Below are 24787 nucleotides of genomic sequence, written 5' to 3'. Positions count from 1 at the left end.
AGGGTCCTCTCATCTTTCCCCGCGTCGCACCCTGCGGCGGGGACGGAATTGGCACCTGCCCCACGTCGACTCGACAGCGAGTCGTGCGGGGTGGTTGCCGGGGCGTCGTCGGGCCGTATCCCTCAGCCCCTCTGGATGAGGTATGCAGTTGTGTCCCCGAGTCTAGGCAGGCCTGGGCCGGACGCCCACCCGGCGTCCCACGGTGTGAGCCGCCCGCCGGGTCAGCGGGCGACCACGGCCACCGGGTCGGTGACGGCGACCCGGTCGGTCACCGCCGTACCGGCCGGTGCGGCGTGACCACGGGTCGCCACGGGTACGACCGCCGGCCGGGTCCGGGTGACCAGGTTCGCGGCGACCAGGGCGGCGATGGTGAGTCCCGCCCCGACCAGCTCCACCCCACCGGGCCGGTAGCCGCGGGCGATCTGCACGGCGAAGGTGGTCACCGGGACCAGGTTCATGAACAGGGCGGCGTTGGCGGCGCCGAGCCGGCGTACCCCGGTGTTCCAGGCCAGCACCGCGATCACCGAGCCGGCCAGTACGGCGTACACCAGCTGCGGGGCGACCGCGACGAGGTCGGCGGCGGCCGGCGCGTGCTGCCAACCGACCAGGTCGGCGGCGACGCTGACGGCGAGCATGGCGGCGGTGCCGGTGAGCGCGGTCAGCGTGGTGTAGCGCAGCGGCGACCACTGGGCGAACCGACCGGCGCCGTGCGTGTAGACCGCCCAGCCGATCACGCCGAGGAGCATCATCAGCCCGCCGACGCCGAACTGGCCGAGCCCGTCGAGCCGGCCACGGGTGATCACCAGCCCCACCCCGACCAGGGCGACCAGGGAGAGCGCGAGCAGCGCCGGCCGGGGGCGTACGCCGTCGCGGGCCCAACGGACCAGCTGGGTCAGCAGCGGGCTGGTCGCCACGAAGAGCGCGACCTGTTGCGGGGCGGCGTGGCCGAGGGCCAGGTTGGCCAGCACGTTGAACCCGGCGAAGCCGACGATGCCCAGCGTGACGACCTCGCCCAGTCGGCCGCCGGTACGCAGCCCGGCCCGGCCCTCCCGAAGCAGCAGCAGGACGACGAAGACGGCGGTGGCGGGGAGGTAGCGGGCCACGCTCAGGTTGAGCGCGTCGACCCGGGACAGGGCGCTGGCCAGCACGGGGAAGGTCGCGCCCCAGCCGAGCACGGCGATCAGCGGGAAGGTGGCGGCGGGTCGGGATGGCATCGCGGCTCCTATGTTCGAGTTCCATCGAACCAACGCTCCCGACCCTAGGAGCTTGTTCGACGAATGTCGAACATCGGTTACGATGGTCACATGGAGCTGCACGAACCCGACCTGAGTGACGTACCGGTGACCGCCGTGCTGGCCGCCCTCGCCGACGACGTCCGACTCCGGATCGTGCGGGCGCTCGCCGAGGACGGCGAACGGGTCTGCGGCACGTTCGAGCTGGGCGTCACCAAGGCCACCCGCAGCCACCACTTCAAGGTGCTGCGCGAGGCCGGCTTGACCCGTACCCGGGTGGCGGGCACCAGCCGGCACATCCGGCTGCGCCGCGACGAGCTCGACCGCCGTTACCCGGGCCTGCTCGACGCCGTCCTCACCGACCGCGCCGACGCCTGACCCGCCGGGCGGCGGGCCCCGGGCGGGCGGCGGGCGTTAAGAAGGGGCCCCTGCTATACCGGAAGCGTTAACAGGGGGCCCCTCCTTGCATCTCAGCTCGTCACGTCCTTGCGGGTGAAACGCCAGAACGCCAGCCCCCAGAAGAGCGTCGCGTAGCCGACCGCCGAGATCGTTCCCCGGACCACGTCGTCGGTCTGCATCGGCGTGGACAGCAGCCCCAGCCAGGCGCTGCTGTAGTGGGTCGGCAGGAAGTCCCGCAGCGCCCCCAGCGCGGTGATCTGATCGAGGATGCTGGAGAGGATCCAGAGCAGCACCGCACCGCCCACCGCGCCGAGCGCCGCGTCCGTCGTCACCGACAGCAGGAACGCCAGCCCGGCCACCACCAGGAGTACGACCGCCAGGTAGCCGAGCACCGCGAGCAGCCGCAGCAGGCCCTGCCCCGGCGCCAGCTCCGCGGCGACCTGGCTGCGCAGCGGCGACCAGCCGTAGCGCAGGGTGCCGGCGAGCAGGGCGGTGCCGGCGAGCAGCAGCAGGGCCAGCAGCGAGTACGCCAGCGCCACCACCAGCTTCACCGTGAGCAGCCGGGCCCGGGGCACCGGCACGGCCAGCAGGTAGCGCAGGCTGCCCCAGCTCGCCTCGCTGGCCACGGTGTCCCCGCAGAACAGCGCCACCACCACGACCAGCAGGAACGACGCCGACACCAGCAGCGAGAAGAGGGTGAAGTTCAACCCGCCCGAGGTGGCCAGGTCGGCCAGGCTGGCGAACTCGCCCCCGCCGTTGCGGTCGTCGTCGCCGGAGTCGAACTGGAAGGCGATCAGGATGATGATCGGCAGCAGCACCATGAACCCCAGCGCCAACTGGGTACGCCGCCGCGACGCCTGCCGGCGGAACTCCGCGACGAACGGCATGGTCGCCGACGGCCGGTAGCCGGGGGCGGCCCCGGCCGGGCCGACGCGCGTGTCGACAGAAGAGCCCGCCATCACCGGTCCCCGCTTCCCCGAGAGTTCTCGCCCACCAGGGCGAGGAACGCGTCCTCCAGCCGCCTTCGCGGCACCACCCGGTCCACCCCGATGCCGGCCCGGACCAGCTCGGCCACCACCTCGCTGCGGGCGGTGCCGTTGGTGTCCACCACCAGCCCGCCGTCGCCGTCGGGCAGCACCCGTACGCCGTCCAGCCGGTCCAGTACGGCCCGCGCCGCCTCCGGGTCGGTGACGTCGAAGAGCACGCTCGGCGACTCGCCGACGATCTCCGCGACCGGCCCGGAGGCCACGATCCGGCCCTTGTTCACCACCACCGCGTGGGTGCAGGTCTGCTCCACCTCGGCCAGCAGGTGACTGGAGACCAGCACCGCCCGGCCGTCGGTGGCGTAGCGCTGGAGCACCCGGCGCATCTCGGCGATCTGCGGCGGGTCCAGCCCGTCGGTCGGCTCGTCGAGCACCAGCAGCTCCGGCAGGCCCAGCATGGCCTGCGCGATGGCCAGCCGCTGCCGCATGCCGTGGCTGTACTTGCGGGTCTTCCGGTGCACCGAGTCGCCCAGTCCGGCGATCTCCAGCGCCTGCTCGAAGTGCGCGTCGCCCTCCGGCCGCCCGGTAGCCCGCCAGTACGCCTTCAGGTTCTCAAGGCCCGACAGGTGCGGCAGGAAACCGGGCCCCTCGACCAGCGCGCCGATCCGGGACAGCACCGGCGAGCCGGGAACCAGCCGGTGCCCGAAGACGTAGATCTCGCCGGCCGTCGGCTGGGTCAGCCCCATCAGCACCCGAAGGGTGGTGGTCTTGCCGGCGCCGTTCGGGCCGAGCAGGCCCACCACCTGGCCGGGGTGCACCTCGAAGTCGACGTGGGAGACGGCGACGAAGCCGTCCGCGTACTCCTTGCGCAGGTCGCGGACGGCGAGCGGGACGCCCGCGTACTCCGGGTGGATCGAGCTGTCCTGGCGGCGGTGCCGGCGGCGGGCGAGCAGGACGACCACGACGAGCCCGACCGCGATGGCCGCCAGCAGGCCGGCCAGCACCCAGCGCCAGACCGCGGCGCCGGTCGGGATCGGCTCCCCGGTAACCGTGGGAAGGACCAGCGGGGCGTCGCCGGCCGCGACGGTGTAGACGGTCGGCTCGGCCGGCGTGGTGTACGCCTGGTCGGAGGTGGCCACCACCAGGCGCAACCGGTGCCCGGCCTCGACCCGCCGGACGATCGCCGGCAGCGTGACGGTGACCGGCGTGGCCGCCTCGACCGTCCTCGGCAGGCCGGTCAGCCGGACCGGGGCGACCAGCCCGTCGGGGAGGGTGGCGGCGCCGTTCGGGTCGACGTCGTAGAGCTTCACGAAGAGCACCGCCTCGCCGGTCGGCGAAGCGGCCCGCACCTGCACCGTCGGCGCGCCGACCACGTCCACCGCCCGGTCCAGCGGCGCCGACTCGAAGCGGGCGTGCTGGCCGGGGATGTCCCCGGCCACCCCGTCGAGCAGCGAGCCGAGGGCGCCGGCGAACGGCACCGAGGAGATCGCCGCCGGGTTGCCGTTCGGCGGGTTGGCGACCGGCTGCGCCGGCCCGCTCACCGTGACCTCCCGCCGGCCGGTGCCGGCCACCCCCGGATAGTCGGTGGTCCGGTAGCCGGTCGCCACCAGGCCCCGGTCCAGGGCGTCGAAGCCGGCGATCCGGGAGAAGGTGAAGTCGTCGCCGGGGGCCGCGCCCTCGCCCTTGACGTAGTGGTCCAGCCACTGGGCGGTCAGGAACTTCACCCGGTCCGAGTCGGTCTTCGGGCCCTCGCCGCCGTCGTGGCCGCCGGTGAACCAGGCCACCCGCACCGGGGTGCCGTTGGCGGCGATGCCCCGGGCGTTCGCGTCCGCCTCGGTGAGCGGGAAGAGGGTGTCCGCCTCGCCCTGCACCAGCAGGGTGGGCGACTTGATCCGGTCCAGCGCGCCGGCCGGGCTGGACCGGCGCAGCAGGTCCACCGCGGCCTGGTCGGCCCGGCCGGTGGTGGCGATCCGCAGGTACGCGGCGCAGACGTCGGCGGCGAACCGGCCGCAGGACGGGTCGGCCGCCCCGGCCGGCCCGCGCCCCGGACCGCTGCCCGGGCCGGCGCCGGGTTGCGGGCTGGGCGCGCCGGCCGCCGTGGGCGCCTGCTCGGGCTGGGCGGCGCCGGTGGAGCCGGAGAGCCCGGCCGGGCCGGAGCCCGCGTTCCCGCCGCCGCCGAAGAAGATCCCGGCCCAGCCCTTCTTGAACACGCCCTCGGTGGCCGGCTTTCCGGTGCTCTCCGGCAGGAAGGCGCGGGACAGGTCGTTCCAGGTGATCATCGGGACGATGGCGTCCACCCGCGGGTCCTGCGCGGCGAGCAGCAGCGCCAGCCCGCCGCCGTACGAGCCGCCGACCACGCCAACCCGGGGGTCACCGGCCGAGTCGGTACGGATCTCGGGGCGGGCGGCCAGCCAGTCCAGCAGCCGCTGCCCGTCGCGGATCTCGTAGTCCGGGTTGTCCAGGTGGATCTGGCCGCCGCTGCGGCCGAACCCGCGGGCGGTCCAGGTGAGCACCGCGTAGCCGCGAGCGACCAGGTCCTCGGCGTCGGAGCGGACCGAGTCCTTGGTGCCGCCGAAGCCGTGCGCCAGCAGCACCGCCGGCACCTTCGCGCCGGCCGAGGCCCCGTCGGGCAGGTAGAAGGTGGTGTCCAGGGTGACCGGCTCGTCGCCGGCCGGTCCGGAGCGGACGGTGACCGGCGCCGACTCGGTACGGAACCCCGCCCCCTCGGGCCGGGCCAGCCAGACCAGCAGCGCCGCCAGCAGCACGACCACGACCGACGCGGCGACGACCCGCCGCCGGTTGGACAGGACACGCCGGACGGCGGCGCCCGACAGCGGTGACCTCATTCCGAGAACGGTACGGCCCGGAAGCTGAGTGTTGCCTGGGATCCTCCGTACGTCCGTCCGGGAAGGCCGATCGGTGCCCCGGTGTCATCGACCGCGCGGCGTCCAGCGCGTCCCAGCGCACTGAATTCGGATCACGTGAATTCCGATCTTCGGCGGAAATCGCCGCGCATCCCGTCATCCCGCCCGCCCTCCGACACCCTCCGTACAGGTGTGATCATCGCGGCGTCACATCGCTCCAAGTGACGCAAAACTGACCGAGCGGGACCGGCCCCCGGTGCGCGAGGGTGAGTTAGCTTTCCGGTCCGGTGAGCGGGACTGTTCGCAGGCGTCCCGGCACCGCACCCGTCCCGCGCGTGAGCCGGAGGAGACCGACCATGACCGTCCCCGCGCAGCGGGCCCGCCGGCGGCCCTCCGTACCGGGCCGGGTGATCCCGCTGCTGCTCGTCACCGCGCTCCTGGCGCCGGTGGCGTTCCTCTTCGTCCAGGCGTCCCGGCTCACCGACGACGACCGGGACCTGGCCGCCCGGGAACGGCTCGGCGTGCAGTACCTGCGCACCCTCGGCCCGGTCACCGAGGCGCTGGTCGACGCGCAGTCCGCGGCGGTCAACGGCCAGCCGCTCTCCCGCGACTCGCTGACCAACGCCGTGGAGGGCGCCGCCTCGGTGGACGCCCGGGTCGGCGACCAGCTGCGCACCCACGAACGCTGGGCCGGGCTGCGGGCCAAGCTGGAGGCGCTGCCCGACCGCAGCCTCACCGACCCGGAGGCGGCCTACCTGGCGTACGGGGAGGTCACCGACCTGCTCCTCGCCCTGCACCGCAAGGTCCGGGAGAGCTCCGGCCTGATCCGCGACCCGCGCTCCGACTCGTTCTTCCTGCAGGACGGCATAGCCGGGGACCTGCCGGAGGCGATGGTGGCGGCCGGCCGCCTCGCCGACCTGGCCACCCTGACCGCCCGCCGGCCGGCCGCCGAGCGGGTCCGCAGCCTCACCGAACTGGCCGCCGTCCGGGTCGCCGCCCTCGGGCCCGCCACCGACCTGGTGGCCGACCTGCGGGCAGCCGTGGACAGCTCGGAGAGCACCGACCTCGGCCCCAGCGTGCTCACCCCCCTCGACACCTACCAGCGCGCCGTCGAGACGCTGGCCGCGCTCTCCGCGCCCGCCGGCCGGACCGGCGCCACCTCGGCCGAACCGGGTCAGCTCGGCGCGGCCCGGCGCAACGCCCAGGCCGCCGCCAGGCAGCTCCAGTCGGTCATCCTCGACGAACTCGACAGCCTGATCGGCGAGCGGATCGACGGGCTGGACCGGGACCGGTGGCAGGCGCTGGCCGCCGCCGGGGCCGCCGTCGTCCTGCTGCTGCTCCTGGCCGCCGCGCTGGTCGCCGCGTTCCGTCGGGCCCGCCGCCGGGCCGTCGAGGAGGCCCGGGCCGAGGCGGACCCGGAGACGCTGCCCGGGCCCGACCGGTGGCAGCCGCCGCTGCAACGGCGTTCCCCGCAGCACCCCGCCGAGGCCCGCTCGCTGCAACCGGCCGCCGCGAGCCGCGGCGGCGAGACCGAGCCGTGGGGGCCGTTCGATGCTCGCTAGGCTCCGGATCCGGGGCAAGCTCGCCCTGCTGGTGATCATTCCGCTGCTCAGCATGGCCGGGCTCGCCGTGCCGGTGGTGGTCGACCGGATCGACACCGCCCGCCAGGCCGGCGCGATCGCCGACACCGTCCGGATCGCCAGCCGGGTCGGCAGCCTGGTCCAGGACCTCCAGCAGGAGCGGCTGCTCTCGGTGGGGCTGCTGCTCGGCCGGGTCAGCCGGACCGAGCTGATCCAGAAGGCGGCCACGGTCGACGACCGGGTCACCGACCTGCGCGCCGAGCTCGGCGACGAGCTGCCCGGCCGGGTCGCCACCGCCCTGGACGGCGTACGCAGGCTGGCCGACCTGCGGACCGCGGTGCTGGCCGGCGCGGCCACCCCCGGCCAGATCATGGAGACCTACGGCCCGGTCCACACCGCGCTGATCGACTCCCTGCGGCTGGTGTACGACGTTGACACCGCCACCTCCGCCGGCCAGCAGGTGCTGGCCCTGGACCACCTGCTCCGCGCCGACGAGGGGCTGAGCGCCTGCGCCACCCTGATCGTGCTGGTCAAGGCCACCAAGGCGCCGGAGGCGGTGGCCGGCTACATCGCCTGTATCTCCGCCCTCCAGGTGGACAACACGAAGTTCCGCAGCCTGACCACCCGGGAGCAGTTCAAGCTGGCCCAGCTGGACGACGCGGCGACCGCCGCCCGGACCAGCCCCACCTTCCTCACCGACAGCGTGCGCGACCCGGTCGGCGCGATCGACCCGGTGCCGCTGGACGCGCTCTTCCCGTCCGTCCGCTCGATGATCACGCTCGGCCAGTTCGTGGAGAAGAAGATCGTCGCGGACGTCATCGCCGAGGTCACCGTCGACCAGCGGCGGGCGCTCACCGCCGCCTGGCTGCTCGGCGGCGTCGCAGTGGCGATCCTGCTGCTGGTGGTCGGCCTCAGCATGGCCGTCGCCCGGACGGTCGCCCGCCCGCTGACCCGGCTCACCCGCTCCGCCGACCGGGTCGCCCGGGTCGCCGAGGAGGAGCTGGTCAGGGTCGCCGACGACGAGACCGAGAGCGCCCCACCGGTCCGCCTCGACCCGGTGGACGTCCGCGCCCGGGACGAGATCGGCGACCTGGCCCGCGCCTTCGAACGGGTGCAGAGCACCGCCGCCCGGCTGGTGGAACGGCAGGTCGCCGGGCGGCGCAACGTGGCCCAGATGTTCGGGCACGTCGGCCGCCGTACGCAGAACCTGGTCGGCCGGCAGATCGCGCTGATCGACCAGCTGGAACGACAGGAGACCGACCCGGCCCGGCTGGAGCAGCTCTACCGGCTCGACCACGTCTCCAGCCGGCTGCGACGTAACGCGGGCAGCCTGGTGGTGCTCTCCGGAGCGGCCGGCGCGGACGGCCCGGTCGCCCCGGTGCCGCTGGCCGACGTGGTCCGGCTGGCGCTCGGCGAGATCGAGGACTACACCCGGGTGGACGTGCAGGTCCCGCCGGGCGTCTCGGCGGCGCCGGCGGTCGCCGGTGACCTGGTGCTGGTGCTGGCCGAGCTGATGGAGAACGCCACCGTCTTCTCGCCGCCGCACACCCGGGTGGTGGTCGGCGGGGAGCTCACCGGGACCGGGGCCCGGCTCTCCGTGGTGGACCGGGGCATCGGCATGACCGAGGAACGGGTGGCCGAGGAGAACGCCCGGCTGACCCGGCGGGAACGCCTCGACCTGGCCCCGTCCGAGGTGCTGGGACTCTTCGTGGTCGGCCGGCTGGCCCGCCGGCACGGCCTGGCCGTGGAGCTGGCGGCGACCGCCGGGGGTGGCGTCACCGCCCGGCTGGAGATCCCGGCGGCACTGCTGGTCATCCGCCAGGCGGACCGGGAGGGCGCCACGGTGGCCCGGGCGGCCGTGCCGGCCCGGGACCGACGGTCACCGATCGCGCTGGACGCCGCCCGCCCGGGCCGGGCGCTCACCGCGGCCCCGGACCGCCGCTCGCCGGCCGAGGTCGCGCTGCCGGCGGGCTTCGACCCGGGCCTGCTCGACCGGGCCACCCGGAGCATGGCCGACGGCCAGCCGTGGAACGCCTTCGGGTCCGGCGGCCGCCCCGACCCCGCGCCCGCGCCGGTGGACCCGCTCCGGTCGCCAGTGGCCGGTCCCGTCGCGGCATCGGTCGACCCGTTCCGGCCCGCGCGGGGCGGGGCCGCCGAGCCGCTGCCCCGGCGCACCGCGACGGCGCCGCCGGGGGACACCGTGCCGCTGACCCCCGCCCCCGCCGCGTTCCTGGAGATCGGCGCCCCGGCCACCCCGCCGGCGGCCCCCGCCGGTCCCGCCCCGGCGTTCCGGCAGCGGGTGCCCGGCGCCAGCCTGCCCCCGGCCACCCCCGCCGCCCGGCCGGTGGGCGGGACCGCCGCCGACCCGGCCGCCGTCCGCGCCCTGGTCGAGGAGTTCCAGTCCGGGGTACGCCGGGCGGAGCAGCGCCACCCCGGCAGCTGGCCGCCGGCGCCCGCCGCGGCCCCGCCCGTCGTCGCGGCACCCCTGGTCACCGCGTCCGCCACCGCCCCGACCCGGCCCCGGTTGAGCCGACGGGTGCCCGGGGCGAACCTGGCCGTCAGCCCGCACGCGGCCCCGCCGCCGGTCAGCTCCGGGCCGGGCGACCCGGCCCAGGTGCGGGACCTCATCACCGAGTTCGAGGCGGGCGTCGCCCGTGCTCTGCGCGAAGTCAGTCCAGCCCCCCGGAACGAAGAGGGATCATCACGGTGACCAGTCCGTACCTGCACGACAACCTCGACCACCAGAACGGCGCCCCGGAACTCAGTCCCGAGGCGCGCACCTTCAACTGGCTGCTCGACTCGTTCACCTCCAGCACCGCGGGGGTGATGGAGGCGATCGCCGTCTCGTCCGACGGGCTGCTGATGGCGATGTCCGCGATCAAGGACCGGTCCAACGCCGAGCGGCTGGCCGCCGTGGTCTCCGGGATGACCAGCCTGGCCGGTGGCGCCGCGAGCTGGTACGCGCTGGGCGGACTCAACCGGGTCATCGTCGACATGGCCGAGGGCTACCTGCTGATCAGCGCGATCAGCAGCGGCTCGGTGCTGGGTGTGGTCGCCGACCGCTCGGCCAACCTGGGCACCGTCGCGTACGAGATGACGCTCTTCGCCGGCCGGGCCGGCGGTGCGCTGACCCCCCGCCTGATCGCCGAGCTGAAGAACGCCGTCCAGCAATGACCCCCGACGTCGCCGGTGAGGGACCGGATCCGGAGCCGGCGGTCCGGATCCGGCCCTACCTGCGGACGTCCCCGACCGGCGCCGGCGACCCGACGCCCGTGCCACCCGCGCCTGAGGGGCCCAGCGGCCCCCGCCCCTTCGTGCTGACCGCCGGACGGGTGGCCGGCGCCGATCCGGCGATCGGGCTGGAGACCCAGGTGACCACCCGCCCCGAGGCGGCCCGGTCCGCCCCGCTGGCGCCCGAGTTGCAGGCGATCGTCGCGCTCTGCGGCGAGCCGATCTCGGTGGCCGAGATCTCCGCCCGGACCCGGCTGCACTTCGGCGTGACCCGGGTGCTGGTCGGCGACCTGCGCGCCGCCGGCCACCTCGACGTCCACGTCGACGACCGCCCCGACGCCCTTGACCCCGACCTCATCCTGCGAGTGATCGATGGACTCCGTGCGATCTCCTGACCGGCCGCCGAGCCCACCGGGTGGGCTCTCCGCCAACAGCGCCACCGCCCGCTACGGCCAGCCGCCCGGCCCCGGCCCCGCGACGGGGTACGGGCTGCCGCCGGTGGTCGCCACGCCGGCGTACCGGCCGCCGGTGGTGCCGCCGCCGGCCGCCACGGTGCGCCGGGTCCGACCCACGCCACCGGCCAGCCCGCCGATCCCGGTGAAGATCCTCGTCGCCGGGGGCTTCGGGGTCGGCAAGACCACCACTGTCGGCGCCATCTCCGAGATCGCCCCGCTGACCACCGAGGCGGAGATGACCAGCGCCGGGATCGGCGTCGACGACCCGGGCGTACGGTCGGCGAAGACCACCACCACGGTGGCGATGGACTTCGGTTGCGTGACCATCGACCGCAGCCTCAAGCTCTATTTGTTCGGCACGCCCGGCCAGGCCCGCTTCGGCTTCATGTGGGACGACCTGGCCCGGGGCGCGCTCGGCGCGCTGGTCGTGGTGGACAGCGCCCGGCTCGACGACTGCTATCCGGCGATCGACTTCTTCGAGCGGGCCGGCCTGCCGTTCGTCGTGGGGGTGAACGCCTTCGACGGCCGGCTGGCGCACGACCTGGGAGCGATCCGCTGGGCGCTGGCCATCGGCGAGCACGTGCCGCTGGTGCGGTTCGACGCCCGGGATCGGCTCTCGGTCCGCGACGCCCTGCTGGTCGTCCTGGACCGGGCGCTGGACCGGGCGACCAGGGACCGGGGGGCGTGAGCCGACCGACGGCTCGCCACCGGCAGGGGGAAGAGGGGGTACGACATGCGAGGCGACCTGGACGAGACGCTGGCCCGGCTGGCCAGACGACAGGAGGCGCTGCGGCGGCGCGGCGATCCCGACGACGCGGCACGCCCGGACGACGGGCCGACGGAGGAGGTCCGACCGGCGATCGCCCGACCGAACGCCGGACCGCGCGCGGTCGGCCCACGGGAGGCAGCGCTCTGGGACGTCGGCGGGCCGGACGTCGGCGGGCCGGACGTCGGCGGGCCGGACGTCGGCGGATCGGTCGCCGGCCTCGCCGAGGCGCGCGGGACACGCTCCGGACGCCACGAGGCCGGTCCGGACCCGGTCGAGGAGGTCGCCGAGGCGGTACGCCGGGTGCTCGCGGCGTACCCCGACGTCACGGTGACCCTCCGGGTGGAGCACGCCGGGCGGACATACCCGCTGCGGATCGCGCCCTCCGACGGCGACGTGTCGGTGCGGGCGGATCCGCCGGCCCCGCCGCCGGTGTGGCCGCTGACCGGCCCCGCGTCGCCGGGCTGGGAGAGCCACCGGGAGGCGGCGGACCCGGCCGCCCGGCTGGCCGACCTGATCCGTCGCGACCCGTCCCTGCTGGACGGCACCGCCCCCGACCACTGACCGCCTGCGGGACCTGGTCTTCTTCCCGGAAGATGCTGCCTCGTCCGGTGTGGAGGCGGCATCTTCGGCGAAGTTGCCCGCCGCCCGCCCCGGGCGGCGGGTCCGCGGCGGGGGCGGGACGGGCACCCGCCCGCTAGGGTCGGGCGGTGGCGGAACCCCACCTGACCCTGACCGCGCTGCTGCGGCCCGCGGCGCTGGACGCCCGACGGGGCGTGGTACGGCTGCACCCGGAGGTGCTCACCGCGTTGGCGCTGCGCCCCGGCGACCCGGTGCGTCTCGCCGGTCGCCGGGTGACAAGCGGGATCGTCGCGCCGGCCGGGCCGGAGGCCGGGCCCACCCTGCTGCACGCCGACGACCTGCTCCTCGGCAACCTGGGCGTACGCTCCGGCAGCCAGGTGACGGTCACTCCGCTCCCGGTCACCCCGGCCCGCCGGCTGCGGCTGACCGGCCCGGTGGAGATCGTCGCCGCGGTCTCGCCGGAGATGCTGCGGCTCGCGTTGCTCGGCAAGGTGGTGACGGCCGAGGACGACGTCTCGCTGCTGCCGCAGGACGTCCTCCCGGACGCGTCGGTCCGCGCCCTGGTGGAGGCGGCCCGGCGGAGCCTGTCCAACACGGTCGGCTACGCCTGGACCAGCACCCTGCTCACCGTCACGGCGGCCGAGCCCGAGGTCGGCGCGCTGGTCACCATGGAGACCGAGGTCGGCTGGGAGCACGGTCCGGTGACCCACGGCTCGGCCGGTGGCGCGGAGCCGGCGAACGGCATGCGAACCGCCGATGGCACGGGACCGGCCGGCGGCACCGCAACGGCCGTGGCGGGAAGGGCGAACGGCGCGGGAACGGCGAACCGCGCGGGAGCCGCCGGCGGAGCGGGAACAGCGAACCGCGCGGGAGCGGCAGGTGGGGTGGCGGAGCCGGCCCCCAGCGTCGACGAGCTGCCCGGGTTGCGGGCCCAGGCCGAGCAGCTCACCGAGCTGCTGGACCTGGGCTTCCACCACCGGGAGGTGCTGGACCGGCTCGGCACCGGGGTGTCGCTCGGGGTGCTGCTCAGCGGCCCGGCCGGTTCCGGCAAGGCGGCGCTGGTCCGGGCCGTCGCGGCGGCGCTGGGGCTGCGGGTGCACCCGGTCTGGGCGCCGGAGCTGGCCGCGCTGAGCAACGACGCGGCCGCCCGCCGGCTGCGCGAGGCCGCCGCGGCGGTCCGCGCCGACGGTCCGGCCGTGCTGCTGGTCAGCGACGTCGAGGCGCTCGCCCCGGCCACCGAGGCCGGCCCGCTGGCCACCGTCTTCGGCCAGCTGGTCGGTGAGCTGGTCCGCTCCGGCGCCGCGGTGGTCTGCACCACCGGCCGGCCCGAGGAGGTCCAGCCCGCCCTGACCGGCCCGGACCTGCTGCCGGTACGGATCACCGTGCCGCTGCCCGACGCCGCGCTGCGCCGGGAGCAGCTGACCGTGCTCACCCGGCAGGTTCCGCTGGCCGAGGACGTCCGGCTCGACGAGGTGGCGGGGCGTACCCCCGGGTTCGTCCTCGCCGACCTGGCCGCGCTGGTCCGCGAGGCCGGGGTACGCGCGGCCCTGCGCCAACGGTCGGCGGAGACGCCGACGGTGGCGATGGCCGACTTCTCGGCGGCGCTGGAGGTGGTCCGGCCGACCACGATGGCCGGCTCCAGCCTGGAGCTGGCGGCGGTGACCCTCGACGACGTCGGTGGGCTCGGCGAGGTCAAGGAGAGCCTGACCGAGTCGGTGCTCTGGCCGCTGACCTACCCGGACACCTTCGCCCGGCTGGGCGTGCAGCCGCCCCGCGGGGTGCTGCTCTACGGCCCGCCCGGCTGCGGCAAGACCTACCTGGTGACCGCGCTGGCCGGGTCCGGCCGGGCCAACGTGCTCTCGGTGAAGGGCGCGGAGCTGCTCTCCAAGTGGGTCGGGGAGAGCGAGCGGGCCGTCCGGGAGCTGTTCCGCCGGGCGCGCGAGGCCGCGCCGACGCTGGTGTTCCTGGACGAGGTGGACGCTCTGGCGCCGGTCCGCGGCCAGGCCAGCGACGGGGGTACGACCGACCGGGTGGTCGCCGCCCTGCTGACCGAGCTGGACGGGGTGGAGACGCTGCGTAACGTGGTGGTGGTCGGCGCGACCAACCGGCCCGACCTGGTGGACCCGGCGCTGCTGCGCCCCGGCCGGCTGGAACGGCTGGTCTACGTGCCGCCGCCGGACGGGCCGGCCCGGGCGGAGATCCTGCGCGCCGCCGCGCGGAACGTCCCGCTCGCCGAGGACGTGGACCTGGGCGGGCTGGGCGAGGAGCTCGACGGCTTCTCGGCGGCGGACTGCGCGGCGCTGGTGCGGGAGGCGGCGCTGGCCGCGATGCGGGAGTCGTTGACCGCCGCCACGGTCACCGCCGCGCACGTGGTGGCCGCCCGCCGGCGGGTCCGCCCGTCGCTCGACCCGGGCCAGGTGGCCTGGCTGGCCGCGTACGCGGAGAAACGGGCCGGCTGACGGTCAGTCGGTGGGCAGCAGTGGGCCGAGCGGGCCGAGGTCGAGGTTCAGGTCCTCCGGGGAGAGGCCGAAGTGCTCGCGGAGCAGCGTCATCTGCTCCTCCAGGGCCATCAGGGTGGCGCCCATCCGTTCGATCTGCTCGTCGGTGAGGTCGCCGACCTCGACCCGGCGCAGCGCCTGCCGTTCCATCAGCTGCCGGAGCAGCTCGATGACGGTGAGCACGAGGCTGCCCAGTCCCCGCTCGACGGAGTCCCGGTCCACCGCGACCCGCCGGTCAAGCGGGCGCACCCGGGGTGGCTGCCAGGACGGTTCGCCCAGCGCGGCGACCAGCTCGGCCGCCTCGTCCCGCCGTGCCGGCCGGTGGTCGGTCATGCCGGGGCACCGGGCGGCAGGGCGGGGCGCAGCTCGGGCGGGGTGAGCGAGCCGACCGAGGAGATCAACGCCCGCAGCGAGACGTACACCAGGTCGATGTCGGCGATGGCGATGGTGATCTCGCCGCTGATCACCACGCCGGTGGCGAGCACCCGGTCCAGCAGGTCCACCAGGGCCACCGGCCGGTACGCCAGCGGGTCGTCGGCGCTGCTCGCCGCCAGCGTCTGGGTCACCACGACGCCGGGTCCCGGACGGTGTGCGCCTCCTGCGCCGGCGCCTCCGCCACGAACGAGTACGGCGGCCACGGGCCGGTCAGCTCCAGCCTGACCTGCGGGTGCCGGCCGGCGAGCGCCCGGACCAGCTCGGTGAAGCCGTCGAGGGCGGCCACGTCCACCAGGTACGCCCCGTTGAGCACCATCGCCGTTGCCGCGCCGGAGAGCCGGCGGTCCTGCGGGGCGTGCCGGCGGTCGGCCACCGCGTACTGGGCGAGCGCCTCGTGCACGGTGGCGGCGGTCTCCGCGGTGATCCGCTGCCCCTGCTCCTTCGCGGTGAGCTGGGCCCGCCGCCGCCGCAGGTACGCCGCCCCCGCGCCGCCCCCGCCGGCCGGTTCGTCGTCCGCCTCGGCCGGCAGCGCGCCGGGCACCACGTATCCCTTGACGCCCCACTCGGTGCGGCCGGTCAGCCGGTCCAGGGCGGCGGTCAGCTCCGCGCGCCGCTCGGCGAGGACCGCGGCGACCCGGTCGGTGTCCCGGTGCACGGTGGCCAGCCGGGCCGGCACCACCGCCCCGGTCCGGGACAGCGCCGCCACCACCCCGTGGTGGGTACGCGCCGCCGACTCCAACCAGGTCAGGTCCGAAAGCTTCCGGCGCAGCGGCTCCTCGCCGTACTCGGTCAGCGGCGCGGCGCTGACCACGGCGACCAGGCCGCCGGAGCGCACCGCCCGGACCTCCGCGCCGTCCATCCCGACCAGCTCGGCGAGGGTGTCCGGCGGAAGCTCCCGGACCACGCCGTGCAGCCAGGCGCCGGTGTCGGGTCGCGCGGTGGCGACCGGGCCGACGTCAGCGGTCGTACTCATCGATGTCCCTCCTCGCCGCGACCCGCTCCACCCGCGGGCGGCGCTCGGCCTCAACCTCCTCGGGGTCGCGCGGGCCCGGCTCGACCGGCGGCCGGGCCCGGGAGCTGAGCCACGGGTCGTGTTCCCACCAGTCGATGCCGATCTGCCGCGCGGTGTCGACCGAGGCGATGACCAGCCGCAGCTTCAACGTCAGCAGCTCGATGTCGAGCAGGCTGACCCGGATGTCACCGGCGATCACGATGCCCCGGTCCAGCACCCGTTCCAGGATGTCCCCGAGGTTCGCCGGCTCGTGCCCGGCACCCATCACCTGCCCGGAGTTCTGCACCACGGGTGGTCGCGGACCGGTCATCTCATCCTCCGTCGCCCTTGCCGCGCTGGTAGCGCCGCGTCCGTCGGTAGCCCAGCAGGCCGCCGTCGAGGTCCAGCTCCACCTCGTAGAGCCCGAGCAGGTCGGTGGAGGCGGGGATCCGGTGGTCCTCCACCACCTCCACCCCGACCAGCCAGCCGTCGTCGGTGGGCTGGATGGAGGTGATGCCGAGCGGGTCCCGGCCGGTCAGCGCGACCACCTGGCGCAGCCCTTCGCGAGCCGCCTCGGCGGCCGAGATCGGTTCCAGCTCCTCGTCGTCGTCCTCGTACCGGTCCGCCGGCTCACGCCGGCCACCCCGCTCACCGTCACCGCGGATCAGCCCTGGTGCCACGGCGGTCACCTCCCTCGCCCGCTCGTCGTCGCGGCGGCCCGCCGCGGGCGCGTCGCCGTTGCCCGGTGGCGGTCCGCCGGGTCGCGCCGGCGCCCGGCCGGGCCGCGCCGGAGCCGGCCGCCCGGCCGTCCCCGGCCGGGGCGCCGGAGGAGCCGGCCGTACCGGTCAGCCGGTCCAGCACCCGCTGCTGCCCGGCGTCCCGCTCGGCGGCGGTGATGTCCCCGGCTGCCTCGGCCCGGTCCAGCTCCTCCAGCTCCCGGCGGATGTTCGCCGGGTCGTACTGCTTCGCCTCCGCCTCCCGGGCAATCACCTTCATCACCGAGGTCAGCCCCCGTACCGGGGCATACGGGAAGGTCAGCAGCGCCCACAGGATGTCCACCGCTCACTCCACCAACTGGTGGGCACTGACGAAGTCGTACGGGGCGAGCGGGCCGAGCAGCCGCATCCGGATCAGGTCGCGGCGCTGCTCGGCGAACTCCTCGACCGCCGCGACGAACTCGTCCTCGTCGGCCGCCCCGACCAGGAAGGCGACGTTGACCGCGTCCAGCTCGCTGCTCGGCTGCCGCGGCGCGGTGTGCCGGGCGTACCCGCCGACGGCGTCGACGAGCTGCTTGTTCTCCGCCTCCCGGCGCAGCTCCACCGACTGGCTGATGATCTCGCCGAGCCGGATCCGGGCCTCCCGGCTCTCCAGCTCGGGCCGGCCGCGCACCTGCTCGGCCAGCTGGGCGGCGTCCGGGTTCTCGGCCAGGATCTCGCTGATCAGCTCCTGCTCGTCGTACCGTCCGTGCACCGTGTACTGGAAGGTGTCCTCCAGCTCGTCCAGCGCCTCGGCGAACCGGTCGTGGTGCGCGGAGAGCAGGTCCTGCACCGCGTCCGGGCCGGTGACCACGGTGCCGAACCGCACCGGCAGCACCGGCGCGACGGCCGCCGTCCCGTCCAGCAGCGTCTGGTACGCGGTCAGGTCGGCCGGCCGGCCCATCGGCTGTTCCAGTCCCACCTCGCTGACCAGCGCGGCGAGGTCGCCCTGCCGGACGGCTTCCACCTCCCCCGGCGGGTCGCCGACCCCGGCGGCGTCCGGGGTCGGCTCCACGTCGGACGGCACGATGCCGTAGATGAAGAGTCCCAGCTCAGCCTGGTCGGTCATCTGCGCTCCCCGTCCCGGCGGCGGCGTGGCCGCTCGCGTTCCTCGTCGGTGCCGCGGTTGCTCAGCGAATCGGCCACCGCGCCGCTGATCTCCTGGGCGGCCTTGCCCAGACCGGAGATCGCCTTGCCCTTGGTGGCCGCCCCGGCGGCGTCCCCGACCAGGTCCGGCAGGCCCTTCTGGTTCTTCGGGGTGATGCTCATCCGGTCGACCGCCTCGGCGAACCGCAGGTACGTCTCGACGCTGGCGATCACGATCCGGGCGTTGATCTCCAGCAGCTGGATGCCGACCACGGCGACCGACACCTGGGCGTCGATCACCACGCCCTTGTCCAACACGGTCTCCACGACGTCGGCGAGGGTGCCGCCGCCACCACCACCGCCACCGCGTTCCAGGGCGCTACCGCCCTGGGCGCCGCCGCTCGTCGTCGCGATGGTCATCGGTCGTCACGCTCCTCGCGGCGACGGCGGACCACCGGCCGGCGGGGCGCCTCGGGGGCGCGGCGGGCCGTCGGGCGGGGCCGCTGCGGCTCCTCCCGCGGCTCGCGGGGCTCCCGTTCGGGGCGGGGCTGCGGACGGCGGGCGCGTTCCGGCTGCCTACGGCGCGGCGGGGGCTGCTCCTCCTCCGGCTCCTCCTCGTCGTACCCCTCGTCGTAGTCCTCGCCCTCGTCGTAGGCGTCGTACTCGTCCTCCTCCGGCGGGCGGCGGCGCTGCGGCGGCCGGCGGCGGCCCCGCTCGGCGGGCCGGCGCTCCTCCTCCGCCTGCTCCTCGCCCTCCTCGGGCTCCTCCGCCTCGCCCTGCGGGCCCTGCTCGGCCTGCTCGCGGGCCTCCTGCTCCTCCTGGAGGGCGGTCTCGTGGTCCTTGACCACCTCGGAGTCCTGGATCTCGCCGCGCCAGCCCTCGACCGAGTCGGGGTCGAGCACGGTCACCGTCATGACGTGCCGGACGAAGTGCTTCAGCTCCAGCCGGACCCGCCGGCCCTGGGCCCGCCACAGGTTTCCGGTGTGCTCGAAGAGGCCCTTCGGGTGGTACTCCAGGACGACCAGGATCCGGGTCAGCTCCGGGCCGACCTCGTGGAAGCTGACCGTGCCGTCGACCGAGCCCTTCTCACCCTTGGACCGCCAGTGGATCAACCGGTCCGGGATCTGCCGGACGATGGTCGACTCCCAGCTGCGGTGCGACCAGAAGATCTGGGCCTTCCAGTTCATCTTCTCGTCTTCGGCGTTCTCCGCGAGCTCGACCTTCTTCATGAAGCTCGGGAAGTCGCCGAAGGTCGTCCACTGGTTGTACGCCACCCGGACCGGCACGCCGACCTCGATGGTCTCGACGATGTTGGTGACCTTCAGCTTCTTGCCACCGCTCTTGCCGCCCTTGCCGCCGCCACCGAAGGCCGCCATCAGCTTCTCCTTACCGCCGGCCAGGCCGGCATGGAACATGGCCCTGACCGGGGAGTGCCCCTCGGCGAGCTTCTGCGCGCCGGTGGCCGCGGCGATCAGGCCCGGACCGCCGCCGGACTTCGCGTACTCGCTGAGTCGGCCGGTGGCGCCGGTGAGCCGCTCGGTCACCACGGTCACCGCGCGTTCGCCGATCGCGCCGGCCAGGTTGCGCAGCTCGCCGCCGAGCTGGTCGCGGGCCCGGTCGGTGAGGTTCTGGGTCGCTGCCATCCTCATCGCCCCCGACCGCGGGTCATCGGTCGCCGGTCGTCCGCCGCCGGCTGCTCGTCGAGCTCCTGCTCCTCGTCCGGGGCCGAGCCCTGCTCGTCGTCGTACCGGTCGTCGTCGCGTCGGTCGTCCTGCCGGTCGGCGCCCTCGTCGGGCTGTCCGCCACCGGAGCGGCGGCGCAGCGCGTCCGCGCCGCCGCGCAGCTTGCCGCTGAGCGCGTCGATGCCGCTGCCCGCGGCGGCGCTCGCGGCGGCCTTGCCGGCGGTGGCCAGCGGGGCGCCGAGCTTGCTCAGGTTGCCCAGTTGGGGGGAGTTGTTCAGCAGGTCGGTGCCGGCCTTCATCAGCCCGCCCGGCTTCTGGCTGGCTCGACCCGCGGCGACGGCCGCGGCGAGGGTGAGGGCGGTACGCATCTTCTTGCGCCGACCCAGGACGTAGCCGGCGGCGATCGCGAGCGCGACTCGTGCTCCGGTCTTCATCACATGCTCCTTCACTCCCCGGGAAAATCGGACACCCGATTGGTTCGCGGCCGGAAAACAGCTACCGGGGAACAGCGCGAGAAGGGCCTGCGATCGGGAGTCCCGTATTTGCGGACCCGGCGGGCAGTACCCGAGGCGGCATCCACAAAACCTTTCTGTGCCGCACAGGGAATGGCTGGGAGAGCTATTGGGATTGCCGGGCAGCCGCCGTCACGAATGCTACAAAGCGGACATCATAATCGCTCTGAGCAGGTCGGGGGACAAATGCTTTCCCGATGACAAGCAGGTGGTTCAGCGGATCGGCAGGGCGGAATCCAGACACATTTCCGCGTGCAGTTTCCCACCCTCGTCACGCAATTTCGCACCGCATTTCCGCAACACCGAAACGGCACCCGCGTTGTCCGGTGTCGTCTCGGCCACCACGGTACGCATGCCGGCCGCGGCGGCGCGGTTCAACAATTCGCGCAGTGCCGCCGCACCCAACCCCTGCCCGCGAGCCGACCGGCCCAGCCACATCCCGGTCTCCACCACCCCCGGGGTGTCGCAGCGGGCCATCCGGACCATGCCGACCACCTCACCGCCGGCCACGACGGCGAACATCAGGGTCCGGGTCGGGCCGTCCAGACCGCCGAAGCTGGCCCGGTGGAAGTCACGGAAGGCGTCCCGGCGAGCCTGGGACCAACCGGCCGGCGCCTCCACCGGGGGCATCACGTCGGCCGGCTCGGCCTCGGCTACCGCTACGGAGAGCAACGGCTCCAGGTTCTGCTCGTCCACCGGCTCCAGCCGTACCGATCCCGTCACAGTGCCGCAGTCTGCCGCCCGGGACCGGCTCAGTCCAGCCCTTTGGGCGGGTACTGCCGGTCCGTCGGGAGGTCTCGGCCGGTCGTGCCACCGACGTGTCCCGCCTCACGCTCCGTGGTCCTGTGGACGGGACTCCGGCCGCCCGGCCGCTCACCCGAACTCGCAGAGCACCACCGAGGCGTCATCGGCCCGCTTGAACCGGCGCAGCCGGTCGGCGTGGTCCCGCTCGGCCGCCCGGACTCGGTCGACCAGTGCCCCCGGCCCCTCGGACGCCACCAGGTCGAGCAGGCCCGGCCAGCCGAAGAGGCCGAACTGCTCCACCGCGCACGAGGCGCCGTCGCTGAGCAGCACCGCCCGGCGCAGCGCGCCCGCCCCGCGCAGCGGCAGCGTCCCGGTCACCGCGTGGTACGCCGCGTCCGGATCGGACGCCGCCACCCAGTAGCCGTGGGTCCGGTTCATCCGCTCCCGCTGGGCGGTCACCGCCAGCCGGAACCGGGTGGCCCGGTCGGCCGCGTCGGCCGGTACGGCGGCGACCGCCCGACGCAGCTCGGCGGTGGTCGCGTCGAGCCGGTCGTCGGTGACCACCCGCACCTCGCCGCCGGTCTCCAGCACCAGCGGGGAGTCGCAGAGCACCAGGTAGTCGACCTGGTCGCCGCCCTCCCGCAGCAGGCAGACCGTCGACGACGGGGTGCCCGGGTGGTCCAGGTCGCACCGGCCGTCGTGGTCGGCGCGTACGGCGAGGATCGCCGCCGCCAGGTTGCTCATCAGCGTCGCCGCCGGCCGGGTCGCCTGCGCCAGGCCGATCCGGGCCGCCAGGTGCCGGACGTACCAGGACGGTCCGTGCGCACAGCCGGTGTCGAAGCCCTCCGGCACCGTCGCCCCGTCCAGCACGCCCACCAGCGGCCCGAACCGGAACACCAGATCCTCGTTCTCCGGCCGGCCAGGGGCGGCCGCCGAGGCGGAACTCACCCACATCGTCGGCGCCGCAGCCGCCGGCCACGCCGGCCGGCTCCCGGTCGCGTACCGCCGGTCCGGTGCCCCCATCCGTGTACCCCCTCCGTCGCCGTCCGCCTACCCGGCCGTACCCGGGACATGCCGGCCATCCGACCAACTCGCCACCGCCGCCCGGACGCCGACGGTAGCGTCGGCAGCGGTGGGCTCGCCGGCCCGGCACGGCGCCGGCAGAGCGGTACGACGGCGACAGGGGGATCGCATGTTGGCACGGTTGCACGAGTCGGGACTGAAGTCGGAACACATGTACTTTGCCGGGTTCGCCAGCATCGGCCTCTCGTTCACCAGCTGGTTCCTCTCCAAGCACCTGGAGCGGGCCGGCGTGGCCCGGGCGGACCGCTGGGGCATCTTCATCGGCGAGTGGGCGCCGACGTTCTTCGCCATCGGCAACGGCCTTCAGATGTACGAGAAGCGCTGAGCGGTCAGCGCCGCCGGTTGCGCGCCCGCGAGGAGCGCAACCGGCGCAGCCGGGCGATCAGCACCGGCTCGGCGGCCAGCGCCGCCGGATTGTCCAGCAGGCCGTTGAGCAGCTGGTAGTAGCGGGTCGCGGAGAGTCCGAACGTCTCCCGGACGGCCTGCTCCTTGGCACCGGCATGCCGCCACCACTGCTGCTCGAAGTCGAGGATCCGCCGCTCCCGCTCGGTCAGCCCGGTGGCTGCCGGCGCGACGGCCGGGCCGCTCTCGGTGCCGGTCGGCGGGTCCGGCTCCGGCCCGGGGGTGGACTCCACCTCGGGCGCGGAGCGTGGGGGCGGGACGGCGGGCCCGGGCGCGACGGCCGCCGGGGACGGCTCGGGCCGGCCGGTGGCGGCCGCGGAGGCGTCGGCGGACATGGCGCTCCTCGCAGGGCGGGTGGGACCGGGGACCCCAGCCTAACCAGGGCCGACCAGGAACGCAGTGGACGCCACGGGCGCCCCGGAGAACCTCCCGGGGCACCCGTGGCGACTCAGGCCACGTCCCGCCGGCGCATCGTCCAGAGCGCCGCGCCGAGCGCGAGCACCAGCCCGACGGCGAGCAGCACCGACGACTGCTGCCAGGTGATGGAGAGCTGGTCCGGCAGGCAGCCGCCCGTCGGGCTGGCGTTGCACGCGTCGTAGTTCTCCAGGGTCACCTCCTTGCGCATCCAGGCCAGCCCGTAGGTGGGCAGCAGCCAGGCGTCCGGGAAGCGGACGCCGGCCAGTTGCAACACGATCGCCAATCCGACCTGGGCGACCACGAAGAAGGCCATCGCCCCGCCGAGCGCGAAGGCGGTGTGCCGGCCGAGCGAGGCCACCGCGAAGCCGACCGCCGTGACGGCCAGCACCAGCACCACCGCCCGCAGCTCGGTCAGCCCGAACGACCGCCACACTCCCGCGGTCATCTCCGTGGTCGTCCCCCGGAAGTGGCCGACCAGCCAGAACGCCGCGGTCCAGAGGGCAACCGCAAGCACGGTGACCACGGCCGTCCCGGTGAGCAGCGCCGCCAGCTTGGTCAACAGCACGTTGAGCCGCTTCGGCCGCCAGAGCAGCAGGTTCATCATCCCGCCGGTGTTCCACTCGGCACCGACGTACGACGCGCCGACCACGAAGCCGACGACCGCCAGCAGCGCCGCGAAGGTCTCCAGGGTCGGCGCGAAGTCGTCGTGGAAGCGGAACGTCGACGGCAGCGACCACTTCGGGTCGAACGCCTCCGGTGGCGGCGGGCTGATCTGGGAGCAGTCGTCCGGGAAGCCCCGGGGGCCGGGCGCCTCGCCGGCCGCCTTGGCCTTCTCGCACTCGGCCCGGAACCCGTCGGTGTCCCGCACCGCCTGCTGGTAGTGGGCCTGGGCCGCCCGTTCGGCGGCGGCGACCTGCTCGGCACCGATCTTCTGGTTGGTGACGAACGCGCTGGCGACGATGGCCCCCAGCACCAGCAGGCCGAGCAGGGCCATGTACCTGGTGAAGCGCCGCTTGCCGAGCCGACGCAGCTCGGTCCGATAGAGGCTCACGCGCCCCACCCTCCCCTGGTGACCTCCGGGCCACCGACCTTCGTGGACTGGTCGACCTGCCGATGCTGTCCGGGGACCGGCGCGGTGGCGGTCAGCTCGAGGAAGACGCTCTCCAGGTCGACGGCGACCGGCGCCAGTTCGCTGACGTACAGGCCCTGGTCGGCGAGGAGCCGGCTGACCACGGCCGGCTTGTCGACGCCGCTGAGCATCAGGTGGTCCGGCTCGGCGGTGACCCGGATCCCGCCCCGGTCCAGCAGGTCGGCGGCGGTGGGCAGGTCGCCGACCGCCTCCAGCCGGACCCGGACGGTCCCGTGCGAGTGCTGGGCGAGCACCTCGTCCACCGGGCCGAAGGCGACCCGGCGGCCCAGCGAGATGATGGTGACCGCGTCGCAGATGAGCTGGATCTCGCCGAGGATGTGGCTGGAGAGCAGCACGGTCATCCCGTTGGCGGCCAGGTCGCGGACCAGGCTGCGCATCTCCCGGATGCCGCCCGGGTCGAGGCCGTTGGCGGGCTCGTCCAAGATCAGCAGCTTGGGGTCCTTGAGCAGGGCCGAGGCCACCGCCAGGCGCTGCTTCATGCCCAACGAGTACGTCTTCACCCGGTCGCCGGCCCGATCGCGCAGGCCGACCAGCTCCAGCACCTCGTCGACCCGGTGGCGCGGCACCTCGCCCGCCCCGGCCAACAGGTCCAGGGTGTCCCGGGCGGTGAAGTGCGGGAAGAACTGCGGGCTCTCCACGATGGCGCCGATCTGGCCGGCGACCTGCGGCAGGGCCGCCGGCACCTGGTGCCCGAGCACGCTCATCCGGCCGCCGTCGGGCCGGATCAGCCCGAGCAGCGTACGCAGGGTGGTGGTCTTGCCGGAGCCGTTGGGCCCCAGGAAGCCGTGCACCTGGCCGGCCTCCACCCGCATGTCGAAGCCGTCGAGCGCGTTGCGGGTGCCGCGCCGACGACTCTTGTAGGTCTTGCGCAGACCTTCGATCTCCAGGACAGCCGACAAGCTGCGCCTCCCCCGATGGTGTGAATGACGACCGTCACCAT

At 74.8% G+C, this 24787-nt stretch carries 27 protein-coding genes and 1 riboswitch; of the genes, 9 read left to right on the top strand and 18 right to left on the bottom strand.

Features of this window, described 5'->3' with window-relative positions:
• Positions 1-6: 6 nt before the first annotated feature.
• Positions 7-142: riboswitch (SAM riboswitch) on the bottom strand.
• Positions 143-221: 79 nt separating this feature from the next.
• Positions 222-1214, bottom strand: coding sequence for a DMT family transporter (locus GA0070564_RS21070; RefSeq protein WP_091611126.1), 993 nt, complete (start codon positions 1212-1214; stop codon positions 222-224).
• A gap of 90 nt (positions 1215-1304) precedes the next feature.
• On the opposite strand from GA0070564_RS21070, the gene GA0070564_RS21065 reads away from it, so the two are divergent.
• A complete protein-coding gene (locus GA0070564_RS21065; RefSeq protein ID WP_091611123.1) occupies positions 1305-1610 on the top strand; it encodes an ArsR/SmtB family transcription factor in 306 nt (101 codons plus the stop codon).
• 92 nt (positions 1611-1702) lie between these two features.
• Here the strand turns inward: GA0070564_RS21065 and GA0070564_RS21060 are convergent, their stop codons facing one another.
• Positions 1703-2590: an ABC transporter permease gene (locus GA0070564_RS21060; RefSeq protein ID WP_091611119.1), complete on the bottom strand. Its 888-nt coding sequence runs from the start codon at positions 2588-2590 to the stop codon at positions 1703-1705.
• Positions 2590-5460 carry an alpha/beta fold hydrolase gene (locus GA0070564_RS21055; protein WP_091611115.1) on the bottom strand — a complete coding sequence of 957 codons (2871 nt, stop codon included), beginning with the start codon at positions 5458-5460 and terminating at the stop codon, positions 2590-2592. Before GA0070564_RS21055 ends, GA0070564_RS21060 begins: the two co-directional genes overlap by 1 nt.
• A gap of 374 nt (positions 5461-5834) precedes the next feature.
• Here GA0070564_RS21055 and GA0070564_RS21050 point away from each other — a divergent pair, with 374 nt between their 5' ends.
• The 7 genes from GA0070564_RS21050 (at position 5835) to GA0070564_RS21020 (ending at position 14551) form a co-directional block, all read left to right on the top strand.
• Positions 5835-7040, top strand: a complete 1206-nt coding sequence (locus tag GA0070564_RS21050; RefSeq protein ID WP_091611111.1) for a hypothetical protein — start codon at positions 5835-5837, stop codon at positions 7038-7040.
• Positions 7030-9768, top strand: a complete 2739-nt coding sequence (locus GA0070564_RS21045; RefSeq protein WP_091611107.1) for a sensor histidine kinase — start codon at positions 7030-7032, stop codon at positions 9766-9768. The genes GA0070564_RS21050 and GA0070564_RS21045 overlap by 11 nt, the downstream gene beginning before the upstream one ends.
• A complete protein-coding gene (locus tag GA0070564_RS21040) occupies positions 9765-10232 on the top strand; it encodes a roadblock/LC7 domain-containing protein (RefSeq protein WP_091611103.1) in 468 nt (155 codons plus the stop codon). The genes GA0070564_RS21045 and GA0070564_RS21040 overlap by 4 nt, the downstream gene beginning before the upstream one ends.
• A complete protein-coding gene (locus GA0070564_RS21035; protein ID WP_091611099.1) occupies positions 10229-10684 on the top strand; it encodes a DUF742 domain-containing protein in 456 nt (151 codons plus the stop codon). The genes GA0070564_RS21040 and GA0070564_RS21035 overlap by 4 nt, the downstream gene beginning before the upstream one ends.
• Complete coding sequence (locus GA0070564_RS21030; protein WP_176730775.1) at positions 10662-11432, top strand: GTP-binding protein; 771 nt, start codon at positions 10662-10664, stop codon at positions 11430-11432. Before GA0070564_RS21035 ends, GA0070564_RS21030 begins: the two co-directional genes overlap by 23 nt.
• A 45-nt stretch (positions 11433-11477) precedes the next feature.
• A complete protein-coding gene (locus GA0070564_RS21025) occupies positions 11478-12074 on the top strand; it encodes a hypothetical protein (protein WP_091611096.1) in 597 nt (198 codons plus the stop codon).
• 146 nt (positions 12075-12220) lie between these two features.
• A complete protein-coding gene (locus GA0070564_RS21020) occupies positions 12221-14551 on the top strand; it encodes an AAA family ATPase (RefSeq protein ID WP_091611091.1) in 2331 nt (776 codons plus the stop codon).
• A 3-nt stretch (positions 14552-14554) separates the two neighbouring features.
• Here GA0070564_RS21020 and GA0070564_RS21015 read toward each other — a convergent pair whose 3' ends face one another.
• The 12 genes from GA0070564_RS21015 to GA0070564_RS20960 all read right to left on the bottom strand — a co-directional run bounded on the left by GA0070564_RS21015 (position 14555) and on the right by GA0070564_RS20960 (position 21749).
• On the bottom strand, positions 14555-14923 hold the full coding sequence (locus GA0070564_RS21015; RefSeq protein ID WP_091611088.1) for a gas vesicle protein K: 369 nt from the start codon (positions 14921-14923) through the stop codon (positions 14555-14557).
• Positions 14920-15156, bottom strand: coding sequence for a gas vesicle protein (locus GA0070564_RS21010; protein ID WP_218104974.1), 237 nt, complete (start codon positions 15154-15156; stop codon positions 14920-14922). Before GA0070564_RS21010 ends, GA0070564_RS21015 begins: the two co-directional genes overlap by 4 nt.
• Positions 15153-15998, bottom strand: coding sequence for a GvpL/GvpF family gas vesicle protein (locus GA0070564_RS21005; RefSeq protein ID WP_091611085.1), 846 nt, complete (start codon positions 15996-15998; stop codon positions 15153-15155). The genes GA0070564_RS21010 and GA0070564_RS21005 overlap by 4 nt, the downstream gene beginning before the upstream one ends.
• The gene (gene gvpJ / locus GA0070564_RS21000; RefSeq protein ID WP_091611080.1) at positions 15982-16347 is read right to left on the bottom strand and encodes a gas vesicle protein GvpJ; all 366 of its coding nucleotides are present in this window, start codon (positions 16345-16347) and stop codon (positions 15982-15984) included. The genes GA0070564_RS21005 and gvpJ (GA0070564_RS21000) overlap by 17 nt, the downstream gene beginning before the upstream one ends.
• 1 nt (position 16348) lies before the next feature.
• A complete protein-coding gene (locus GA0070564_RS20995) occupies positions 16349-16696 on the bottom strand; it encodes a gas vesicle protein GvpO (protein ID WP_218104973.1) in 348 nt (115 codons plus the stop codon).
• Positions 16671-17075, bottom strand: coding sequence for a gas vesicle protein GvpG (locus tag GA0070564_RS20990; RefSeq protein WP_091611077.1), 405 nt, complete (start codon positions 17073-17075; stop codon positions 16671-16673). Before GA0070564_RS20990 ends, GA0070564_RS20995 begins: the two co-directional genes overlap by 26 nt.
• A gap of 3 nt (positions 17076-17078) precedes the next feature.
• Positions 17079-17840, bottom strand: coding sequence for a GvpL/GvpF family gas vesicle protein (locus tag GA0070564_RS20985; protein ID WP_091611074.1), 762 nt, complete (start codon positions 17838-17840; stop codon positions 17079-17081).
• Positions 17837-18277 (bottom strand): gas vesicle protein GvpJ, encoded by a 441-nt coding sequence (gene gvpJ / locus GA0070564_RS30505; protein WP_091611071.1) that lies wholly within the window; start codon positions 18275-18277, stop codon positions 17837-17839. Before gvpJ (GA0070564_RS30505) ends, GA0070564_RS20985 begins: the two co-directional genes overlap by 4 nt.
• Positions 18274-19500 (bottom strand): SRPBCC family protein, encoded by a 1227-nt coding sequence (locus GA0070564_RS20975; RefSeq protein WP_091611067.1) that lies wholly within the window; start codon positions 19498-19500, stop codon positions 18274-18276. The genes gvpJ (GA0070564_RS30505) and GA0070564_RS20975 overlap by 4 nt, the downstream gene beginning before the upstream one ends.
• Positions 19501-19502: 2 nt before the next feature.
• On the bottom strand, positions 19503-19973 hold the full coding sequence (locus tag GA0070564_RS20970) for a hypothetical protein (protein WP_091611063.1): 471 nt from the start codon (positions 19971-19973) through the stop codon (positions 19503-19505).
• A gap of 291 nt (positions 19974-20264) precedes the next feature.
• Positions 20265-20774: a GNAT family N-acetyltransferase gene (locus GA0070564_RS20965; protein WP_091611060.1), complete on the bottom strand. Its 510-nt coding sequence runs from the start codon at positions 20772-20774 to the stop codon at positions 20265-20267.
• A gap of 150 nt (positions 20775-20924) precedes the next feature.
• Positions 20925-21749, bottom strand: a complete 825-nt coding sequence (locus GA0070564_RS20960; protein ID WP_245670146.1) for a hypothetical protein — start codon at positions 21747-21749, stop codon at positions 20925-20927.
• Positions 21750-21987: 238 nt separating this feature from the next.
• Between GA0070564_RS20960 and GA0070564_RS20955 the strand changes: the two genes are divergently transcribed.
• On the top strand, positions 21988-22203 hold the full coding sequence (locus GA0070564_RS20955; RefSeq protein WP_088968699.1) for a hypothetical protein: 216 nt from the start codon (positions 21988-21990) through the stop codon (positions 22201-22203).
• A gap of 4 nt (positions 22204-22207) precedes the next feature.
• On the opposite strand, the gene GA0070564_RS20950 is transcribed toward GA0070564_RS20955, so the two are convergent.
• The 3 genes from GA0070564_RS20950 to GA0070564_RS20940 form a co-directional block, all read right to left on the bottom strand.
• A complete protein-coding gene (locus GA0070564_RS20950) occupies positions 22208-22615 on the bottom strand; it encodes a DUF3263 domain-containing protein (RefSeq protein ID WP_091611052.1) in 408 nt (135 codons plus the stop codon).
• A 113-nt stretch (positions 22616-22728) separates the two neighbouring features.
• Positions 22729-23748: an ABC transporter permease subunit gene (locus GA0070564_RS20945; RefSeq protein WP_091611656.1), complete on the bottom strand. Its 1020-nt coding sequence runs from the start codon at positions 23746-23748 to the stop codon at positions 22729-22731.
• Positions 23745-24719, bottom strand: coding sequence for an ABC transporter ATP-binding protein (locus GA0070564_RS20940; protein ID WP_281182185.1), 975 nt, complete (start codon positions 24717-24719; stop codon positions 23745-23747). Before GA0070564_RS20940 ends, GA0070564_RS20945 begins: the two co-directional genes overlap by 4 nt.
• Positions 24720-24787 lie beyond the last annotated feature (68 nt).

It is taken from the genome of Micromonospora mirobrigensis, assembly GCF_900091555.1.
In the GTDB taxonomy this organism is placed as follows: domain Bacteria; phylum Actinomycetota; class Actinomycetes; order Mycobacteriales; family Micromonosporaceae; genus Micromonospora; species Micromonospora mirobrigensis.
The sequence above is the reverse complement of the archived record's forward strand: the minus strand, read 5'-3'. Positions and strand labels throughout refer to the sequence as shown.

What these genes read in the sequence shown, in the direction of transcription:
- GA0070564_RS21030 (WP_176730775.1), top strand. Translation starts at nt 10,662, where the DNA reads ATGGACTCCGTGCGATCTCCTGACCGGCCGCCGAGCCCACCGGGTGGG.
- GA0070564_RS21070 (WP_091611126.1), bottom strand. Translation starts at nt 1,214, where the DNA reads ATGCCATCCCGACCCGCCGCCACCTTCCCGCTGATCGCCGTGCTCGGC.
- GA0070564_RS20955 (WP_088968699.1), top strand. Translation starts at nt 21,988, where the DNA reads ATGTTGGCACGGTTGCACGAGTCGGGACTGAAGTCGGAACACATGTAC.
- GA0070564_RS20975 (WP_091611067.1), bottom strand. Translation starts at nt 19,500, where the DNA reads ATGGCAGCGACCCAGAACCTCACCGACCGGGCCCGCGACCAGCTCGGC.
- GA0070564_RS21050 (WP_091611111.1), top strand. Translation starts at nt 5,835, where the DNA reads ATGACCGTCCCCGCGCAGCGGGCCCGCCGGCGGCCCTCCGTACCGGGC.
- GA0070564_RS20985 (WP_091611074.1), bottom strand. Translation starts at nt 17,840, where the DNA reads ATGACCGACCAGGCTGAGCTGGGACTCTTCATCTACGGCATCGTGCCG.
- GA0070564_RS21035 (WP_091611099.1), top strand. Translation starts at nt 10,229, where the DNA reads ATGACCCCCGACGTCGCCGGTGAGGGACCGGATCCGGAGCCGGCGGTC.
- GA0070564_RS21055 (WP_091611115.1), bottom strand. Translation starts at nt 5,460, where the DNA reads ATGAGGTCACCGCTGTCGGGCGCCGCCGTCCGGCGTGTCCTGTCCAAC.
- GA0070564_RS21025 (WP_091611096.1), top strand. Translation starts at nt 11,478, where the DNA reads ATGCGAGGCGACCTGGACGAGACGCTGGCCCGGCTGGCCAGACGACAG.
- GA0070564_RS21045 (WP_091611107.1), top strand. Translation starts at nt 7,030, where the DNA reads ATGCTCGCTAGGCTCCGGATCCGGGGCAAGCTCGCCCTGCTGGTGATC.
- GA0070564_RS20960 (WP_245670146.1), bottom strand. Translation starts at nt 21,749, where the DNA reads ATGTGGGTGAGTTCCGCCTCGGCGGCCGCCCCTGGCCGGCCGGAGAAC.
- gvpJ (WP_091611080.1), bottom strand. Translation starts at nt 16,347, where the DNA reads ATGACCGGTCCGCGACCACCCGTGGTGCAGAACTCCGGGCAGGTGATG.
- GA0070564_RS21005 (WP_091611085.1), bottom strand. Translation starts at nt 15,998, where the DNA reads ATGAGTACGACCGCTGACGTCGGCCCGGTCGCCACCGCGCGACCCGAC.
- GA0070564_RS21060 (WP_091611119.1), bottom strand. Translation starts at nt 2,590, where the DNA reads ATGGCGGGCTCTTCTGTCGACACGCGCGTCGGCCCGGCCGGGGCCGCC.
- GA0070564_RS20950 (WP_091611052.1), bottom strand. Translation starts at nt 22,615, where the DNA reads ATGTCCGCCGACGCCTCCGCGGCCGCCACCGGCCGGCCCGAGCCGTCC.
- GA0070564_RS21015 (WP_091611088.1), bottom strand. Translation starts at nt 14,923, where the DNA reads ATGACCGACCACCGGCCGGCACGGCGGGACGAGGCGGCCGAGCTGGTC.
- gvpJ (WP_091611071.1), bottom strand. Translation starts at nt 18,277, where the DNA reads ATGACCATCGCGACGACGAGCGGCGGCGCCCAGGGCGGTAGCGCCCTG.
- GA0070564_RS21065 (WP_091611123.1), top strand. Translation starts at nt 1,305, where the DNA reads ATGGAGCTGCACGAACCCGACCTGAGTGACGTACCGGTGACCGCCGTG.
- GA0070564_RS20970 (WP_091611063.1), bottom strand. Translation starts at nt 19,973, where the DNA reads ATGAAGACCGGAGCACGAGTCGCGCTCGCGATCGCCGCCGGCTACGTC.